General features: G+C 42.9%; 19 protein-coding genes. 1 reads left to right on the plus strand and 18 read right to left on the minus strand.

Annotated elements, in window-relative coordinates:
* Positions 1-364: 364 nt before the first annotated feature.
* The 8 genes from spoIVA to BSI_RS01400 form a co-directional block, all read right to left on the minus strand.
* Entirely contained in the window at positions 365-1,843 is a 1,479-nt protein-coding gene (gene spoIVA / locus BSI_RS01435; protein WP_004398133.1) for a stage IV sporulation protein A, read from the minus strand.
* Between the two features lie 182 nt (positions 1,844-2,025).
* A complete protein-coding gene (locus BSI_RS01430) occupies positions 2,026-2,760 on the minus strand; it encodes a YphF family lipoprotein (RefSeq protein ID WP_004398134.1) in 735 nt (244 codons plus the stop codon).
* 21 nt (positions 2,761-2,781) lie between these two features.
* Positions 2,782-2,985, minus strand: coding sequence for a DUF2768 domain-containing protein (locus tag BSI_RS01425; RefSeq protein ID WP_004398135.1), 204 nt, complete (start codon positions 2,983-2,985; stop codon positions 2,782-2,784).
* Between the two features lie 340 nt (positions 2,986-3,325).
* The gene (locus BSI_RS01420; RefSeq protein ID WP_004398136.1) at positions 3,326-4,363 is read right to left on the minus strand and encodes an NAD(P)H-dependent glycerol-3-phosphate dehydrogenase; all 1,038 of its coding nucleotides are present in this window, start codon (positions 4,361-4,363) and stop codon (positions 3,326-3,328) included.
* A gap of 17 nt (positions 4,364-4,380) precedes the next feature.
* Complete coding sequence (der, locus tag BSI_RS01415) at positions 4,381-5,691, minus strand: ribosome biogenesis GTPase Der (protein WP_003225506.1); 1,311 nt, start codon at positions 5,689-5,691, stop codon at positions 4,381-4,383.
* Positions 5,692-5,844: 153 nt separating this feature from the next.
* Entirely contained in the window at positions 5,845-6,039 is a 195-nt protein-coding gene (locus BSI_RS01410; RefSeq protein WP_004398137.1) for a capping complex subunit for YIEGIA, read from the minus strand.
* Positions 6,036-6,929 (minus strand): YIEGIA family protein, encoded by an 894-nt coding sequence (locus BSI_RS01405; RefSeq protein ID WP_004398138.1) that lies wholly within the window; start codon positions 6,927-6,929, stop codon positions 6,036-6,038. Before BSI_RS01405 ends, BSI_RS01410 begins: the two co-directional genes overlap by 4 nt.
* Positions 6,926-7,525, minus strand: a complete 600-nt coding sequence (locus BSI_RS01400) for a YphA family membrane protein (RefSeq protein ID WP_004398139.1) — start codon at positions 7,523-7,525, stop codon at positions 6,926-6,928. The genes BSI_RS01405 and BSI_RS01400 overlap by 4 nt, the downstream gene beginning before the upstream one ends.
* A 77-nt stretch (positions 7,526-7,602) precedes the next feature.
* On the opposite strand from BSI_RS01400, the gene BSI_RS01395 reads away from it, so the two are divergent.
* Positions 7,603-7,734, plus strand: coding sequence for a YpzI family protein (locus tag BSI_RS01395; RefSeq protein ID WP_004398140.1), 132 nt, complete (start codon positions 7,603-7,605; stop codon positions 7,732-7,734).
* Between the two features lie 41 nt (positions 7,735-7,775).
* Here BSI_RS01395 and fni read toward each other — a convergent pair whose 3' ends face one another.
* The 10 genes from fni to gudB all read right to left on the minus strand — a co-directional run bounded on the left by fni (position 7,776) and on the right by gudB (position 17,532).
* Positions 7,776-8,825, minus strand: coding sequence for a type 2 isopentenyl-diphosphate Delta-isomerase (fni, locus tag BSI_RS01390; RefSeq protein WP_004398141.1), 1,050 nt, complete (start codon positions 8,823-8,825; stop codon positions 7,776-7,778).
* Between the two features lie 12 nt (positions 8,826-8,837).
* Positions 8,838-9,986, minus strand: coding sequence for a 30S ribosomal protein S1 (gene rpsA / locus BSI_RS01385; protein ID WP_003225495.1), 1,149 nt, complete (start codon positions 9,984-9,986; stop codon positions 8,838-8,840).
* 233 nt (positions 9,987-10,219) lie between these two features.
* The gene (gene cmk / locus BSI_RS01380; protein WP_004398144.1) at positions 10,220-10,894 is read right to left on the minus strand and encodes a (d)CMP kinase; all 675 of its coding nucleotides are present in this window, start codon (positions 10,892-10,894) and stop codon (positions 10,220-10,222) included.
* A gap of 78 nt (positions 10,895-10,972) precedes the next feature.
* Positions 10,973-11,149, minus strand: a complete 177-nt coding sequence (locus BSI_RS01375) for a YpfB family protein (RefSeq protein ID WP_004398147.1) — start codon at positions 11,147-11,149, stop codon at positions 10,973-10,975.
* 44 nt (positions 11,150-11,193) lie between these two features.
* Complete coding sequence (gene dgrA, locus BSI_RS01370; protein WP_029316850.1) at positions 11,194-11,850, minus strand: cyclic di-GMP receptor DgrA; 657 nt, start codon at positions 11,848-11,850, stop codon at positions 11,194-11,196.
* Between the two features lie 96 nt (positions 11,851-11,946).
* Positions 11,947-13,299 (minus strand): germination protein YpeB, encoded by a 1,353-nt coding sequence (ypeB, locus tag BSI_RS01365; protein ID WP_004398151.1) that lies wholly within the window; start codon positions 13,297-13,299, stop codon positions 11,947-11,949.
* A 35-nt stretch (positions 13,300-13,334) separates the two neighbouring features.
* Positions 13,335-14,246 carry a spore cortex-lytic enzyme gene (gene sleB, locus BSI_RS01360; RefSeq protein WP_004398152.1) on the minus strand — a complete coding sequence of 304 codons (912 nt, stop codon included), beginning with the start codon at positions 14,244-14,246 and terminating at the stop codon, positions 13,335-13,337.
* Between the two features lie 153 nt (positions 14,247-14,399).
* The gene (prsW, locus tag BSI_RS01355) at positions 14,400-15,056 is read right to left on the minus strand and encodes a glutamic-type intramembrane protease PrsW (protein WP_004398155.1); all 657 of its coding nucleotides are present in this window, start codon (positions 15,054-15,056) and stop codon (positions 14,400-14,402) included.
* Between the two features lie 119 nt (positions 15,057-15,175).
* Positions 15,176-16,150, minus strand: a complete 975-nt coding sequence (locus tag BSI_RS01350) for a YpdA family putative bacillithiol disulfide reductase (protein WP_004398157.1) — start codon at positions 16,148-16,150, stop codon at positions 15,176-15,178.
* A 107-nt stretch (positions 16,151-16,257) separates the two neighbouring features.
* Positions 16,258-17,532, minus strand: coding sequence for an NAD-specific glutamate dehydrogenase (gene gudB, locus BSI_RS01345; protein ID WP_004398159.1), 1,275 nt, complete (start codon positions 17,530-17,532; stop codon positions 16,258-16,260).
* Positions 17,533-17,642 lie beyond the last annotated feature (110 nt).

Consider the following 17,642-nt stretch of genomic DNA (forward strand, 5'->3'; position numbering starts at 1 on the left):
CCTCCTCCCAAAAGGAATACATTCAGTTCGTTTATTATCATTTCTTCACAGTTCAGTCTGATTCTAAACCTGTCTCAGAAAAAAATCAGAGCAGGCAAGAAAGACAATTAAACGGCTTTTTACGAAAAACTGCACTCTGAGGAATGTTTGTCCAACAAAGTGAAGAATTTCTGTATGTAGAGTAACACATATAAAAAGCCATATCAAGCATTTTAAAGCGTCAATCCCTTGCTCGTCAAGGATTTAACGTGATTTATCGAACAAATATTCCTTTTTTTACTTTTTTCATCCTATTCTTTGATCCTTTTCCATTATTAAGAGCAAAGAAAAAAGACCTCCCATTCTATAAAGAGGTCTTGCGGTATTACAGGATGATGGCGATTAAGCCGCCTGAGCCTTCGTTTATAATTCTTTCTAACGTTTCTTTTAATTTGTACCGTGCGTTTTCAGGCATTAATGACAGCTTTGCCTGAATCCCCTCTCTTACAATTGAGCTCAGCGATCTTCCGAAGATATCGGAGTTCCAGATGGAGAGCGGATCATCCTCAAAGTCTTGCATTAAATAGCGTACAAGCTCTTCGCTTTGTTTTTCCGTTCCGATAATCGGCGCGAACTCGCTTTCGACGTCTACTTTGATCATATGGATCGACGGAGCGACAGCTTTCAGCCTCACACCGAATCGTGAGCCCTGCCGTATAATTTCCGGCTCATCGAGACTCATATCTGTTAAAGCAGGCGCTGCAATGCCGTATCCCGTCTGTTTGACCATTTTTAAGGCATCGGACACTTGATCATATTCTGTTTTCGCATGGGCGAAGTCCTGCATGAGCTCAAGCAGATGGTCTCTTCCTCTGATTTCAACGCCCACCACTTCTTTCAGGATTTGATCATATAATTGGTCCGGCGCGTACAAATCAATTTCAGCCACCCCTTGGCCCAGCTCGATTCCGGCTAACCCGGCACTTTCAATGAACTCAAACTCGCTGAATTGGCCGACAACCCTGTCTACATCCCGGAGACGCTTAATATCCTTAACGGTTTCCTTCACGGATTCCTGATAGCTTTCACGCAGCCAATGGTTTTCTTTCAGCACCATTACCCAGCTTGGGAGATTGACATTCACTTCAAGCACCGGAAACTCGTAGAGGGCCTCTCTGAGCACATTCAGCACATCTGTTTCCCGCATGCTTTCTACGCTCATTGCCAATACCGGGATATCATATTTTTCGCTTAAATCCTGGCGCATGGCTTCTGTTTCCGGGTGATACGGCCTCACTGAGTTGATGACCATAATAAAGGGTTTGCCAACCTCTTTCAGCTCTTCAATAACTCTTTCTTCAGCCTCTATATAGTCACTTCTGGCGATATCCCCAATGGTGCCGTCTGTCGTAATGACAACTCCGATGGTCGAGTGTTCCTGAATGACTTTTCGTGTGCCGATTTCAGCAGCCTCATGAAATGGGATCGGTTCTTCGTACCAAGGCGTATTAATCATCCGCGGCCCGTTTTCATCTTCATATCCTTTTGCACCGGGAACTGTGTAACCTACACAATCTACTAATCTTATATTGACATCGAGTCCGTCTGACACATGAACAGACATCGCCTGATTCGGAACAAATTTAGGCTCTGTAGTCATAATCGTTTTGCCGGCTGCGCTTTGCGGCAGTTCATCCTGCGCACGTGCCCGGTCTGCTTCGTTACTGATATTCGGGAGCACCACAAGCTCCATAAATTTCTTAATAAACGTGGATTTTCCTGTACGGACAGCACCTACGACTCCTAAGTATATATCGCCTCCTGTTCGTTCAGCGATATCCTTGAAAATATCGACCTTTTCCAAGTGATCCCCTCCCGGACTTCCTATCCTTCTCAATTTTATTAAGCTCTTTCAATCAAACACAGGACACTATATGTGTATGACGTTGTCCTATTTCAATATGACATCTTTAGAAAATTTCCCATCCACAATCTATTAAAGTATAAAAAAACCTTTCTCCCTATTTGTATGCAAGGGAGAAAGGTTCATTCCTTTTTCATATCATTTTCTAAAAAAACAGGTTCCTGTTTGTCATTTACCGTATATTTCACAGAAAACGCGGGGACAAAGGGGGTTTCTTGCCAAATCATATCCTGGATTTCAGAACCGGGTTTAAACGTTTTTTTGCTTTTTTTGAGGCAAGAAGCCAGCTCAGTCCGGTAATCGGCATATATTTCTCCGTCTCCGTCAATCATAAGCGGCAAGGAATTCCCTGAGATTGGGCTTGTCACTGTAAGAGAGCTTCCATCCCCAAGCTTCTTCCCATCGAGTGTAAATAAATCACGTGATAGCACATCCTTGTAAGGCGGATATTGATGCTCTTGGCGGTACATTTGGACGCGCAATTTCACATCGCGGATTTTTTCAGCCATCTTTAGATCAATCAATTTAACAGTCGGATCGTTCTCTACGTCAACAAGCACATATTGATAGTCTCCTCCGCTTTCATATGCCGTGCTTGGAGGTTCGGCTATATATCTCGGCGCTAAACGGTTAAAGTCTATCGGATACTTTTGATATAGCGGTGTCGACATATCTTTTGTTTGAATGGGAAGCAGCCCTCCATTAGCCTTTTGAAATTCATCAACAGCAGACTGAACCTGCTTTAGCTGGTCCTGATAAGGAATGGCATGTACACTGCTTTTCCGCTCATTCGGATATAAACACCCCGATAAAAACACGACTGCCGCAAAAATTATAGCGCACTTCAGTTTACCCATACAGCACTTCCTTTTACAGCTTTATTCATTGACGGGGCCGCTGAATACCACGAAAAACACAATAATTCCAGATATGAGCATACACATGTAAGCAAAAGACGATACCGCAATCTTCAGAAACCGATTTTGAAACTTAAACCGGCTTAAATAGATGGAAGCTACAGCCAGAAACATCAGACCCATGGACCCCAGTGCAAACCACATTTTCATCAATGCCAGACTCAATGACCTGCGCCTCCCCGATATGTATGATGTAAGCGTTATATTTTAATTTTAATATACAGCCCCGGAAAAGATCAACCAGATTTTCCATCCTTTGATAGAACAAAAAAAAACTGAAGCAAAGAGGGGGACCTTCACTTCAGTCAAATTGACTATATTCACCTGCACGTTTAAGAAACACTCTCTTGGACTTCGATGCTATAGTATGCGACTTCACACACAGATGCATCCTCTATTGCCTAAATCGGCAAAATGTTTCAGGAGATCCCAAGACTTGGGTGTTCTTCTGTTTTTCGAGCTTTCGTTCAATTAAGATATGCGGTCCTCAATACGATTGACACTTTTACTTCACTTGATTTTCAAACGTATTGACCAGATCCTCCATCTCGTGGGTTTTGCCCCTCGCCATTAAAGATTCAACAGCAGTTTCCACTTTTTGTCCGTTAAATAGAACTTGATGGAGTGCTTCTGTAATCGGCATTTTCACATCATATTTCTTCGAAAGCTGGTAAGCCGCTTTTGTCGTGCGGACGCCTTCGACTACCATTCCCATCTCTTCGAGAACGTCTTCAAGCTTGTAGCCCTTTCCAAGCAAATTGCCGGCACGCCAGTTTCTGGAATGTACACTTGTGCACGTAACAATCAGATCGCCTACTCCTGTCAATCCAGAAAACGTCAGGGGATTCCCGCCCATTTTCGTTCCGAGTCTCGCGATTTCGGCAAGTCCGCGTGTAATCAAAGCCGCTTTGGCATTGTCGCCATACCCTAAACCGTCTGTAATTCCTGCGGCGAGGGCAATAATATTTTTTAAAGCCCCCCCGATTTCAACTCCGATAACGTCAGGGTTTGTGTACACCCGGAAATTGTGATTAATAAATAAATCCTGCACCTCTTCTGCTGCCCGCATGCTCTTTGAAGATGCAGTAACGGTCGTCGGATGCCGCAGCCCCACTTCTTCCGCATGGCTCGGTCCGGAAAGAACAACAATATCCTTTCTGGCATCGCTCGGGAGCTCAATTTCCATAATCTCAGAAATGCGCAGGAGCGAATCAGGTTCTATGCCTTTGCTGACATGAACAAAGACTGCCTTTTTCGTTATAAAAGGCACAGCCTGTCTCAGCACTTCCCGAATCGCTTTTGTCGGAACCGCAACGATAATGAAATCTGCATCCGAAACAGCTTTCTCGATATCCGTTGTTGCCTCTATTGATTCAGGAAGCTTGACGTTCGGCAAATAATCCTTATTTTCATGGAGATCATTGATTTGATGAATCAGATCTGCACGGTGCCCCCACATGGTTACATTGTGATGATTATCGGCTAACACTAAAGCCAGTGCCGTCCCCCAGCTTCCCGCTCCGAGCATAGTGACTCTTTTCATATTTGCTTCACACCTTTTTATTTTCTAGCTCTTGCAAATATTTTAATTGGTGTCCCTTCAAAACCGAACGCATCTCTGATTCGGTTTTCTAAAAAGCGTTCGTACGAAAAATGCATCAATTCCGGATCGTTTACAAACACAACGAAACTCGGCGGCTTCACCGACACTTGAGTCGCATAATAAATCTTCAAACGAGAACCGTTATGAGTCGGCGTCGGATTCATTGCCACAGCATCCATAATGACATCATTTAAGACATTCGTTTGAACTCGAAGTGAATGGTTTTCGCTCGCTTTAATAATCGCAGGCATCAGCGTATGGATCCGTTTTGTCGTTAAGGCTGACATGAATAGGATTGGTGCATAATCAAGAAATTGAAAATGATCACGGATATTTTCTTCAAATTCTTTCATCGTGCTTTCATCTTTGTCAACAGCATCCCATTTGTTTACGACAATTACGACGGCCTTGCCCGCTTCGTGTGCATAACCGGCGATGCGCTTGTCCTGTTCAATAATGCCTTCTTCGCCATCCAGCACAACCGCAACGACTTCTGAGCGGTCGATTGCTTTCAGCGCGCGCAGCACACTGTACTTTTCAGTCGTTTCATAGACTTTCCCTTTTTTTCGCATACCGGCAGTATCGACAATGACAAACTCCTGCTGGTTGTACGTAAATGCCGTATCAACAGCATCTCTTGTCGTTCCCGCCACGTTGCTCACAATGACGCGCTCTTCGCCGAGCATCGCATTCACAAGTGAGGACTTTCCGACATTCGGGCGCCCGATCAGGCAAAATTGAACAACTTCTTCATCATATTTCGTTTCAGGAATGTTTTTAAAATGCTCTGCAACGGCATCCAGTAAATCACCCAGTCCGAGTCCGTGTGTTCCCGAAATTGGATATGGCTCGCCAAAGCCAAGCGAATAAAAATCATAAATATTCGCTCTCATTTCTGTGTTATCCAGTTTATTAACTGCCAAAACAACAGGCTTTTTCGTGCGGTACAAAATTTTTGCTACTTCTTCATCAGCAGCTGTTACGCCTTCACGGCCATTCACCATAAAAATAATGACGTCCGCTTCATCCATGGCGATTTCAGCCTGCTGGCGAATTTGCGCTAAGAACGGCTCATCACCGATATCAATACCGCCAGTATCAATCAAATTAAAATCATAATTCAGCCATTCAGCCGAGCTGTATATCCGATCCCTTGTCACTCCAGGGGTATCTTCTACTATTGAAATTCTTTCTCCCGCAATCCGGTTAAAGATTGTGGATTTTCCTACATTTGGTCTCCCGACAATGGCTACGACAGGTTTACCCATAGTACCCTTCCTTTCGATCCAGCCGCTTTCATTTTTACATAAATTTTCAACCGGTTATTAAAATCATTTCATTCACTTTTATGAAAAGAAACCCTTCAGAGGAAGGGCTTAACTCATTTATTATATCAGTTTTTACTGGGATCACAACTATTCTTAGAAATGTTTCACGATCAAATACACGTCATCTCCAATTCTATGCGCTATTCCATCAAGGATCGCCTCAAGATTTTTAGCGAAAAGCTCCATCTCCTTTTGGTCATTGCAAAAAAAGACAGGCGCTCCTCCCGCAGCCCGGTTTCGGTTAGTCGTGATCACAGACAAAATCACTTTCGTGAGAGATTCGCTCATCCTATCACCTTATCCTGCTTTTTGATAAATTCTGTCGGCATTCTGATCGCGTTTTCCAAGGTTGGAACATTGCCGATGATCTGAACAGCCGTTTCGGGGTGGTTAATTTGCGGCAGAACAAAAACTGCCACTCTCCCGTCATTTAAATCCCGTTTTGCAATGGGCGTCAGAGACGGCTCGCCTGAGTCCCGATAAACCCCGAGCACATTGGAAACATCAAATAAAATCGCCTGGCGCTGCCCTAAGTTGGCAATCGTCGCTGCTGAATTAAAGTTTTTCGGCGTTAAAATAAAGCCCATGCCATGCTTTAAAATCAGCTCCTGTTTCTCCGGAAGCCCGATATTCATCATATAAATATTATCAACAAACAGTCCCGGACCGTCAAAGTGAGGCTTTATGTACTCGATGTCTACAATATCCTTCAATACACTGCCCGACATAAATTTCATTGCCAGCAAAAAACAAACAATAGCCGCTATAATTGCAGCCCAAATGGATAAAAACACATACGCAGAGGTTGTCAAAAGCGCTGTAAAGATCACAATATAATTTCTGCTTTCAAACGCAATGGCAATTCCCTCAATATATGTGCTTCCCCTTGAGACAAGTTCATACGAATCCATTTGCGTCAGCGTGTTCCGCTCCATGTTTCGGACATCTCTAAATTGCGTCGCGGCCAACGTTAAAAATGTGATGGCCGTAAATTCCTCCTGCAAAAGCGCCGGCATAATAATTGCCCCTAAACCAGCCGCGATCAGCCCTAGTGCGATATGAATGACTTTCCCATGAATATAGGTCGGATACTGGCGGTAATCCGTTTTCAGCATATAAAGCCGTGTTGCTACTCCGGCAATGACCCCAGCAATAATCGGATAGATGTAATCACTCATGACATTTTGGTAGCTCCTTTGTTTGATCTTTTGCTTTTTTGACCAATTTGGCTTGCGAGCTGTTCGTATTTGGATATGCCAAACAGTAATATCATGCCCGCAGAACACGCATTCAGCCATTGAAAGCCGCCGACAGCCAATCCCCCAGCCAACTTCTGAATCACAAACGAATACACCAGTTCGCCTTGGCACATCCCTAGGACAAATAAGGTAAGCTGCTTCTCGAAATCCCTTTCAACTGAAGCTGTCAAAAGCACTAATAATATAACGGCAACCCACTCAGGTTTTATGATGAACCAAACCGGATCATATAATGCAAAAAGATAGACAAACGCATACCCGCCAACAAGCGTCAGAAAGACCATGAGATAACGAAAACGATACATTCCCAAATACCCGGCATAGACACACCCGCAGACGAAAAACATCATATAAGCAGCATTCAGGGAAAAATATAAAGTAATGTCATGTATGCTTAGGATTATATTAGTCAAAATAAAGACAGAGACGGCAAATCGTCTTTTCGTCTTTTCAAAAATAAATGTTGTCAGGACCCACAGAAACCACATTGACCAATAGTAATAAAATTGTTCCATATTGCTTCCTCCATACTCCCAGTATGGAACCCAAGCGCTTTTTTTAAACAATCCATCTCACATTAAGGAGCATGATCATGGGAAAAGACAGACAGGAGAAAAAACTCAAAGCTTCTGGCAGAGTCGAATCAGACCGAGACCAGTCCATTCACTATGACGGAGCGACAAGCCTTGAACAAAACGGAAGCTTCAAAAAGCGAAAATCATAAAACAAAAAGCCCAAAACTCATAAGGTTTTGGGCTTTAATATTTATCGCACACTATAGCTGGACGTATCGATCCCTCTCTCTGTAAGCCAATGATGGGTTTCACCTTTGATCACAAGAGGCGCCTTTTGCAAATCAGAAATCGTTCTGGCGCCCAGCACGGTCATAATCATTTTCAATTCCTCAAGGATCAGCTGAATCTCCTCAAGCAGTCCTTCCTCGCCGCTGTCAGTCAGTGCTTTTAAAAAATGTCCTGCCATTCCGGTGCAAGAGGCCCCAAGCGCAATTGCCTTCGCCACATCAAGCGCATCCTGCAGGCCGCCGGACGCAATCATTGTGCTTGCGGGAAACGAAGAGCGGATTTCCGCCAAACTTGCGGCTGTCGAAATGCCCCACGAGTCAAAAAAAGTAATTTGCCGCTGTCTTCGGAGATTTTCTATTTTCGAAAAATTTGTACCCCCGTAACCGCCAATATCAACAGCTGCCGCTCCAGCTTCATACAGCTTCCCTGCTGATTCTTTGCTCATACCGAAGCCGACTTCTTTCACAATGACTGGTACACTGACCTGGCTGCAAATTTGTTCAATGCGGTTCAGAGCGCCGCTAAAGCTTCGGTCTCCTTCAGGCATCACAATTTCCTGAATCACATTTAAGTGAATCTGCAGCGCATCCGCTCCAATCATATCAACTGCTTCCTTTGCATGATCAGCTGTCGCCTCGCTCCCCAGGTTGGCAAAAATCAGCCCGTTTGGGTTTTCCTTTCGAACGATTTCATACGAAACACGCTCTGAGGGATCTTTTAATGCGGACATTTGCGATCCGACAGCAAGAGGTATTCCAGCCTGACGAGCCGCTCGTGCAAGCGATTTATTTATTTCATATGTAAGTTGTCCGCCGCCGCCAGTCATTGCATTGATAAAAATCGGCGAACTGCTTGAAAGTTCGCCGATTTTTGTGGAAATATCTACTTGTTCTAATGCAAGATCGGGCAGACTGACATGAACAAACGTAATATCATCAAGACCCGTTTCCCGCTTTTGGCCGGTGGACAGGGCATGATTGATGTGTTGTCTTTTCCGTTCTGCTCGAGTCACGTTTATCACCAATTATTTTAGTTTATTCAGCTTATCTCCGATCAGATCTCCAAGCTGGAAGCCAGTGCTTGTTTCTTCCTTCGCCTGATATTGACGGTAATCTTCCTGATCGGCTTTAGGCGCTTCTTCAAGTTCACGCATGCTTAATGAAATGCGCTCCTCATTTTCATTCACATCAAGAACCTTCACTTTTACAGTCTGTCCTTCTTCAAGGACTTCATGCGGCGTGCCGATGTGTTTATTAGAAATTTGAGAAATATGAACGAGACCTTCAACACCTGGAAGGATTTCAACAAAGGCACCGAAGCTTACTAGACGCTGTACAGTTCCTTCAAGCACATCACCAGGTTTCACTTTCTCGCCGATTTGGCTCCAAGGTCCAGGCAGTGTATCTTTGATAGATAAAGAAATACGTTCATTATCACGGTCAACCGATAATACTTTCACTTTTACTTCCTGTCCCTCTTCGACAACGTCAGACGGCTTCTCTACATGGGAGTGGGAAAGCTGTGAAATGTGTACAAGTCCGTCGATACCGCCGATATCAACAAACGCGCCAAAGTCAGTCAGGCGCTGTACTTTTCCATCGAGTACACTTCCAACTTCAAGAGACTGAAGAAGTTCTTGTTTTTTATTCGCTTGTTCACTTTCAACAACGGCACGGTGTGAAAGGATCACGCGGTTTTTATCACGGTCAAGCTCTACAACGAGCAGAGACAGTGTTTTCCCTTTATAGTCAGTAAAATCTTCAACGAAATGCGCTTCAACAAGTGATGCCGGGATAAAACCTCGAACGCCGATATCAACGACAAGGCCGCCTTTTACGACATCTTTTACTTCAGCTTCAAACACTTCTTTTGTTTCAAATTTTTTCTCAAGGTCTTCCCAAGCGCGGTCTGCATCAACAGCACGTTTAGATAAAATCAAAGCATCGTCTTCCACTTTTGTTACTTTCAGGTCAAGCTCGTCGTCTACTTTTACAACATCCGATGCTTTCTCTACATGAAGACTTGATAATTCACTGATTGGAATAATGCCGGACTGTTTGACATTGATAATTTCAACATCCACATGCTTGTCCTCTACCTTTGTCACAATCCCTTTAACTACATCTCCAACCTCTGGCACTTGAACATCAATTTGATTCATTTCCTCTGTCATTTGAATAACCTCCTTGGTCCAAACCTACACAGCTTAATTAAAACGGTTTGAAAGCTGAACATATAAACATGCCCGCTTTTAGCCGAATATGTATTAAAGAATCATCCAAAAAAGTTTTTTGAATGATCAATAAAAAGTTTTATTAGTATTAACTTCTAATAAAAGGACAGGTTTGTCAAGCAATAACATTCTTTCTTCGTTGAAAAATTCAAAAAAAGTGGCATTCGCCTTAATCAGCGGGACTTTTGCTCCACTGCCTCAAGGATTTTATCAGCTACTTCTTGAATAGAAAGAGATGTCGTGTCGATTTCAAGAGCGTCTTCTGCTTTGCGCAGGGGAGATACTTCGCGCTCTGAATCAAGCTTGTCTCTTCTTGCAATTTCCTCAATTAATGTTTCGTAGTTGACATCGAAGCCTTTTTTCACATTTTCTTCATAACGGCGTTTCGCTCTCTCTTCAACAGATGCCAAAAGAAAAATCTTCACTTCTGCATTCGGCAGCACGTGAGTCCCGATATCACGTCCATCCATGACGACGCCGCCTTTTTCCCCAAGCTGCTGCTGGCGCTTCACCATTTCTTCTCTGACGCTTCTATGCTTGGCCGCAATTGAAACTTGGTTGCTGACTTCATCTGTTCTGATCGCCTCGGTTACATCGGTGCCGTTAACGAGTACTTTTTGTCCTTCTTTTGTTGTAATCAGTTCAATGTTTGTCCGCTTTAGCAGCTCAGCCAGTTTTTCTTCATCTGTCAGATCAACGTTTTCCTGTAAAGCCGCGTACGTAATCGCCCGATACATCGCTCCTGTATCAATATATATGTACGATTTTTTCTCAGCCACAATTTTGGCAACGGTGCTTTTCCCCGCAGCTGCCGGGCCGTCGATTGCAATCGATAATTTCTTTTCCATAATTCCTCTCCTTGCTCTTTTCTCCTCTATGGATTGTATCACGAACTTTATGAAAAAGGGTGAAAAATTGATGAATAATTAATGTTTGAAGGTTTCAATCTTATTGTCCCCCTCCATGTTATCCACCCCTTCATATTGAATCACTTTTGATACATAAGGTTCAATATGCTGATAGTGAAAAAGAAATTGGACACTAAGTAAAATGATGGCCTGAATAAACAATATTTTAATTAGCAGCCGTTCAAATGTTTTCATCGGAGCACCTCCATCACAAATAGTATGGAAGTGTTTGCCGATGTTTATTCCATCCGGGCCTTTCTTCTCTTATTTAACTGGCGCCGGATGCAATATTGAAGCAGGAACTGCTGGTCACTTGCTGCGATTCCCGTATACTCAATGGTCATTTTACGTTTCCTGGATTTTGGATCATTAAAGATTCGTCTGACAACGGCTGCTGTTTCTATTTGACGTGTGTTCTCCTCTTCAGAAAGACTGATGATAAGGCGCAATGATTCTCCGGATTGAAAAGAACGGCCATCAGCTAAAATCACGGCGATGCCGCCTGCACTGATGTTATAGGAAAGTGTGTGGAACCCTTCTTTTTCATCTGCCGGCTTAATTTGCACATCCAATACCGCATCAGACCTTACATACTGGCGGCGCTGGATTCGTTTCATTTTTTCACGAGGAGGCACTTCAAGACAGATCATTTGAAGTTTGTCCTTCACTTTACCTTTTATGCGGCTTGTAAAGCGGTAAGGAACTTCGTCTTTGCCCACAAACTCTACCATTACTTCCATATCGTTATGTAAAATCACAGTTCGCCCTGTAACTACATCAACAGGGTACGCAATCAAAAGCTCATTGTTTTCGATGCTTACTGCCTTGCTCTTTGCTTTTTTCAATTCATTTTCTTCTATATATTCTAAATGTACATTTTCCCCAATCTCTATCATCATTGACTTCACTCTTTCGTATTCAAATATACTCACTTTTTATTAAAGCATGTAATGAAAAAAAGGAAAAGACATTTAGTCCTTTCCTCCTATTTTTTATAGGTCTTTATATATAGGTTCGGCATTTTTTAGTTTTTCAACCTTTTCTTCCGATCCGTCTTTAGCATTAATATACATCCTGAATGTGTCGTTTTCAATGGTTCCGAGCATTTCATAGCACAACACTTCTTGCCCAACTTCATTTGTAATCAAAGCGAGCCTTGTTTCCCTCACTTGTACATTTTTATTTAATTTGGATTTTGCTTCTTCTTCAGTAATGGCTGGCTTAGCTATGTTTCTTTTTCTGTGGGATGTTAGGAAGTCTCTTGCTGAAAAGCCGACAACCTCACCGTCGTCCAAGGCTACTTTCATGCGAATCGCTTCTGGGTACATCCGGACTTTATTTTCAACAGGAACATATGAAAATACGCCGATTTTATCATATTGGGCACTTTCATCAATTTCCAAATCATCTGTTTCAAATCCGTTTTTCTTTAAAAAGGCGAGCGCGCGGTTCGATCCGTCATTCAAACTGATTTTCTGATTTTTCACTTCTCTGTTTTGGATCAAATATACCGGATGCCCGCCCTTTTTCGTAATATCCATATAAATCGCTGCTTTATGGTCTGGGTCTTTCATGCTGATGCTATATACGTCGCGATTTGTTTTTTTCCCGCTCTTTACCACTTTAATTGAATAATTATCATCCGGGGCAAATCGCTCAGCAATTTGTTTTGCTTCCTGTTCGGAAATTTGTTTTCCTTTCAGATGGCCGAAGCCTTTCTCTTCTTTTTTTGTGCTTGTGAAACTCGGGCCTAGATCAGTTCCAGTGGAAAATGCACCGACATTTTTTTCGACAGTTTTAAAGCTGTTGATAATCGTATTATCACTTTGTTTTTCGTCAGAAGCCAGCGCCATCTCTACGTCCATCCAGCGAAGGTTTTTGCTCATGACAAGGTGCTGAACATGACGCAGTTCATTTTGTATATCTTCGGATTGCTGATATAGCTTATTTAGTGAAGTATACTCTTTTTTATCAAGCGGCTTTTGGTCCAAATCTCTGACTGACGTTTTATAACTGAAATCGCCGATCTTTGATAATAGCTCTTCTGTTTTGTTAAACGGCATTAATGTAAGCGGCAGCTGACTGACACTGTTATGTGCTTCAGATGTAATCCTCCACACATCTACCAATGCAGGTGACAGCGATTTTTGGCTGTTCATAGCAAGTGTTGTTCCGATTTTATCATGAAGCTGATCCATCTGATAGGTAAGTTCATGAAACGCCCGCTGATAGTTATTTTCAGCATGAAGAAGAACTGCGTCTTTTTCCTGGTGCTCTTTGTATCCCCAGTAGCTTGTACCGACAATTGCAATACCGAGCACGGCGATTAAAATTCCTCTGATCATTTATCACACCTCTTTTTATGCTTTCTCATGTCCTGCTACTCACAGAAAATGTGTTTACCGATTCTTTTAATCTGCGGACGCCCCCAAATCCACGGACTTGTAGCTGTATCCGGGTTAAAGTAGTACAGCGCTTCCTCTGATGGGTCCCAGCCATTGATCGCATCCAATACTGCTTCTCGGGCCGTTTCATTAGGCTGCATGTAAATTTGCCCGTCGGCTACTGCTGTGAAGGCAAGCGGCTCAAAAATAACCCCGGCCACAGAATTCGGAAATAACGGGCTGTTCAATCGGTTCAAAATGACTGCTGCAATGGCAACCTGCCCCTCGTACGGCTCGCCCCGGGCTTCGCCATAAACTGCCTGAGAAAGCAGCCTGATATCATTGTTGGAAAATCCGCCAGGCATGTTGGCAGCGACCGCATCCTGTTTTCTTGCTTTTGCAGGTGTATTGTTTTGCTGTTTATTCGCTTTAGGCTGCTGCGTTGTTTTTTCCGCAGGCTGTTTCTGCCGCGCCTCTGCTTGCTGTCTTGCTTTTTGTGTTGCTGCTTTTGATGGTTTCGTCTGGTATTTCAGCGGAATTTTTCCGTAATGCGTGAATGTATTCCCTTTTTGAAGCTGCTGCATGACATATTCACGATAGTATTTAGATTTAGATATTAGGGTTTGCTTTGTTTTAGCTCCGACAAGGCCGTCAACCTCTTTTAACCCGAATTGATCCTGAAAATTTCGAACTGCCCAGTACGTTCCCCATCCATAAACCCCGTCAATTTTTCCGTTATAGTATCCATTGTATTGAAGGCGCGCCTGGAGTTCGACCACATCGTCTCCTGTTGCCCCTCTTTGAATGACCTGATTCGAAAAGGCAGCGATGGTTTCAGTATTGATAAACGTCGTTATTGTAAAGGAAAAAAGGATGAGACATGCCATAATCGATCCTTTGGACTTCATCTTTTTCAAGCCTCCTACAGCAAATTTTTAAGTGTAATCGTATTTTCTGTAACGAGGTTATTTTTATACACTCTTTCCTTGTTATCCCTCAAAACATAAAATCTCATTTGATAAATCGGCACATAAAAAAGCCGCACGGTTTCTGTGCGGCTTCTATATTTGCATCATATTGACGGAACGGGCTTTTTTCGCTTTGCGTAAACCAAACCACCATAAAAATAACATAAATGGAAGCATATAATAAATCCAATTGCTGAGTGCTGTGAGGATAAAATCATACGATCCATGCAAAAGTGACGGGACTGCTAAAGAAAGAATAAGCCACTTCACACGCGTCTTATCAGCGGAAAAACGGGCTTTCCCAAGGTAAAATCCCATAATAACGCCTATCAAGGCATGGCATGAAACGGGCAGCAGCGCCCTGACGAACGCATGCTCCACGCCGTGACCGATTAAGTATAGAATATTTTCGAGGGTTGCAAAACCGAGCGATACACTGGCCCCGTACACAATCCCGTCATAATGCTCATCAAAGTGGGCATGCGGGTAAACACTGACCATCAAAATAAACCATTTTAATGATTCCTCCAAAAACCCCGAAGATAAAAAAGAAACGAAAAAGCTTCCGCCTCCCACATTCTCTTTTTCAAGCACGTACTGGATAAACATCGTGGGAAATACAAGAACAACCCCTAGAAAAAACGACCGAAGCACCATATGTACAGGTTCATTATCATACTGATCTTTTAAATAAAAATAACTTAACAGCGCGATGCCAGGGGCAATTCCTGCAGAGATGATTGCAAACATCAGGCAACCTCTTTCCTTTATATTCCTAAGTCTATCCTACCATGTTGTTTATGATTTTACATCTGTCTACACTTAAAAAAACAAAAAGAGCATACGAATTCATCATATGCTCCCTTTCTTTAATGATTTTCTCTTTTTGCGATTTCCTCTGCGATATGTCCTCCATGAAACCTGCCGTTTTCAATAAATATTTCATTTGCATTGTTCCCCGCAGCAATAACCCCGGCAATAAAAATACCTTCAACGTTTGTTTCCATCGTTTCTTCATTGAAAAACGGACGTCCTGTTTCTTTATCAATTTCAACACCCATTTTTTCAAGGAATTGATGGTCGGGATGATAGCCTGTCATGGCAAATACAAAATCATTTTTAATGGTGATGATTTCCTTCTCGCCGGAGCGGAATACAACTTCATCCTCGGTGATTTTTTCTACACAAGCGCCAAATTCCATACGGATTGTTCCGTTTCTGACTAGCGATTCAAACTCAGGCAGAATCCAAGGCTTAATGCTTGGCGAATACTCATTGCCCCTGTATAAAACTGTGACACGCGCTCCAGATTTCACGAGTTCAAGCGCAGCGTCTACACTTGAGTTTTTCCCGCCGATGACGACGACATCTTTGTCAAAGTACGGATGGCCTTCTTTAAAATAATGGAATACTTTCGGCAAATCCTCACCGGGTACGTTCATATAGTTTGGATGATCATAATAGCCTGTTGCAATAATACAATATGGTGTCGTGTAAGTTCCTTTTGACGTCTCTATCACGAATGTATTGTTTTCCGCCTTCGTCACTTTATGAACCATTTCAAACGCATTTACACGGATGTTTTTCCGCTTGACCACTTCCCGGTAATACGACAAAGCCTGAATTCTGACAGGCTTTCTGTTTTCCGTAATAAATGCCACGTCTCCGATTTCAAGCTTTTCACTTGAGCTGAAAAAGGTTTGATGCGTCGGGTAATTGTAAATGCTGTTAACGACATTGCCTTTTTCGATGACGAGGGCATCAATGCCAATTTGTTTTAGGTGAATGGCAGCAGATAATCCGCAAGGTCCTCCACCTATAATTATTGCTTTTTCTTGAATCATTTCCGTCAACTCCTGCGATTGGCATTTCATCATATTTTTCTATTTCCGAATAAAAAAATCTCCTATTTTATCATAGGAGATTTTTTATTTTTATGCAAATCATCAACTTATATCCAGCCTCTAAAACGCGAAGCTTCAGCCATTTTGCGAACGCCGACCATATAAGCAGCGAGTCTCATGTCAATTCTTCGGTTTTTAGCCATTTCATAAATATTGTTAAATGATTTGACCATCATTTTTTCTAATTTTTCTTCTACCTCTTCTTCACTCCAGTAGAAGCCTTGGTTATTCTGAACCCACTCAAAATAAGAAACCGTTACGCCGCCGGCACTTGCCAGCACATCTGGTACAAGCAGAATGTCCCGGTCTGAAAGAATTTTTGTTCCTTCAAGTGTCGTTGGCCCGTTTGCCGCTTCAACGACAATTTCAGCCCGGATATTATGGGCATTTTCTTCAGTAATTTGATTTTCAATCGCAGCAGGAACGAGGATATCACAATCCAGCTCCAGCAGCTCTTGGTTCGTAATGGTATCGTTGAAAAGCTTTGTTACGGTACCGAAGCTGTCGCGGCGATCGAGTAAGTAATCGATATCGAGTCCTTCTGGATCGTAAAGTCCGCCATATGCATCTGAGATGCCGACAACCTTTGCCCCTGCATCGTGCATAAATTTCGACAAATAGCTTCCCGCGTTTCCGAAGCCTTGGACAACGACACGCGCACCTTTAATATCGATGCCTTTTTTCTTAGCCGCTTCTTTAATACAGATGGTTACACCCTTTGCTGTCGCAGATTCTCTCCCGTGAGATCCGCCAAGCACAAGCGGCTTGCCTGTAATAAATCCAGGCGAATTAAATTCATCAATTCTTGAATACTCATCCATCATCCAAGCCATGATTTGTGAGTTTGTAAATACATCCGGCGCCGGCACGTCTTTCGTCGGACCGACAATTTGGCTGATTGCTCTGACATACCCTCTGCTCAGACGCTCCAGCTCTCTAAACGACATATCCCTTGGATCACAAACAATTCCGCCTTTACCACCGCCATATGGAAGATCAATTATGCCGCATTTTAAACTCATCCAAATAGAAAGCGCCTTCACCTCTTTTTCTGTTACGTTCGGGTGAAAACGTATCCCGCCTTTCGTCGGACCGACAGAGTCATTGTGCTGCGCACGATAACCTGTGAAAATTTTTACTGAACCGTCGTCCATACGAACAGGTATTTTTACCGTTAATAATCTCATCGGCTCCTTTAACAGTTCGTATACTTCTTCAGGATATCCCAATTTCTCCAGAGCCTTATGTATTACGGTTTGGGTTGATTTTAATACATCAAGTTTGTCCTCTTCTGTATGACCGGTGTTTCGATCGGCTGCCATTTGAGTTAACCTCCTAGAATCTTCTGTTTCTCACATGCTCCCTTTCAGAGAATAGTATACACCTTCATATGATCTGTGCATAGAATAAACGTTATGTTTTTCCATGTTTT

The organism is Bacillus inaquosorum KCTC 13429, from assembly GCF_000332645.1.
GTDB classification, from domain to species: Bacteria; Bacillota; Bacilli; order Bacillales; family Bacillaceae; genus Bacillus; species Bacillus inaquosorum.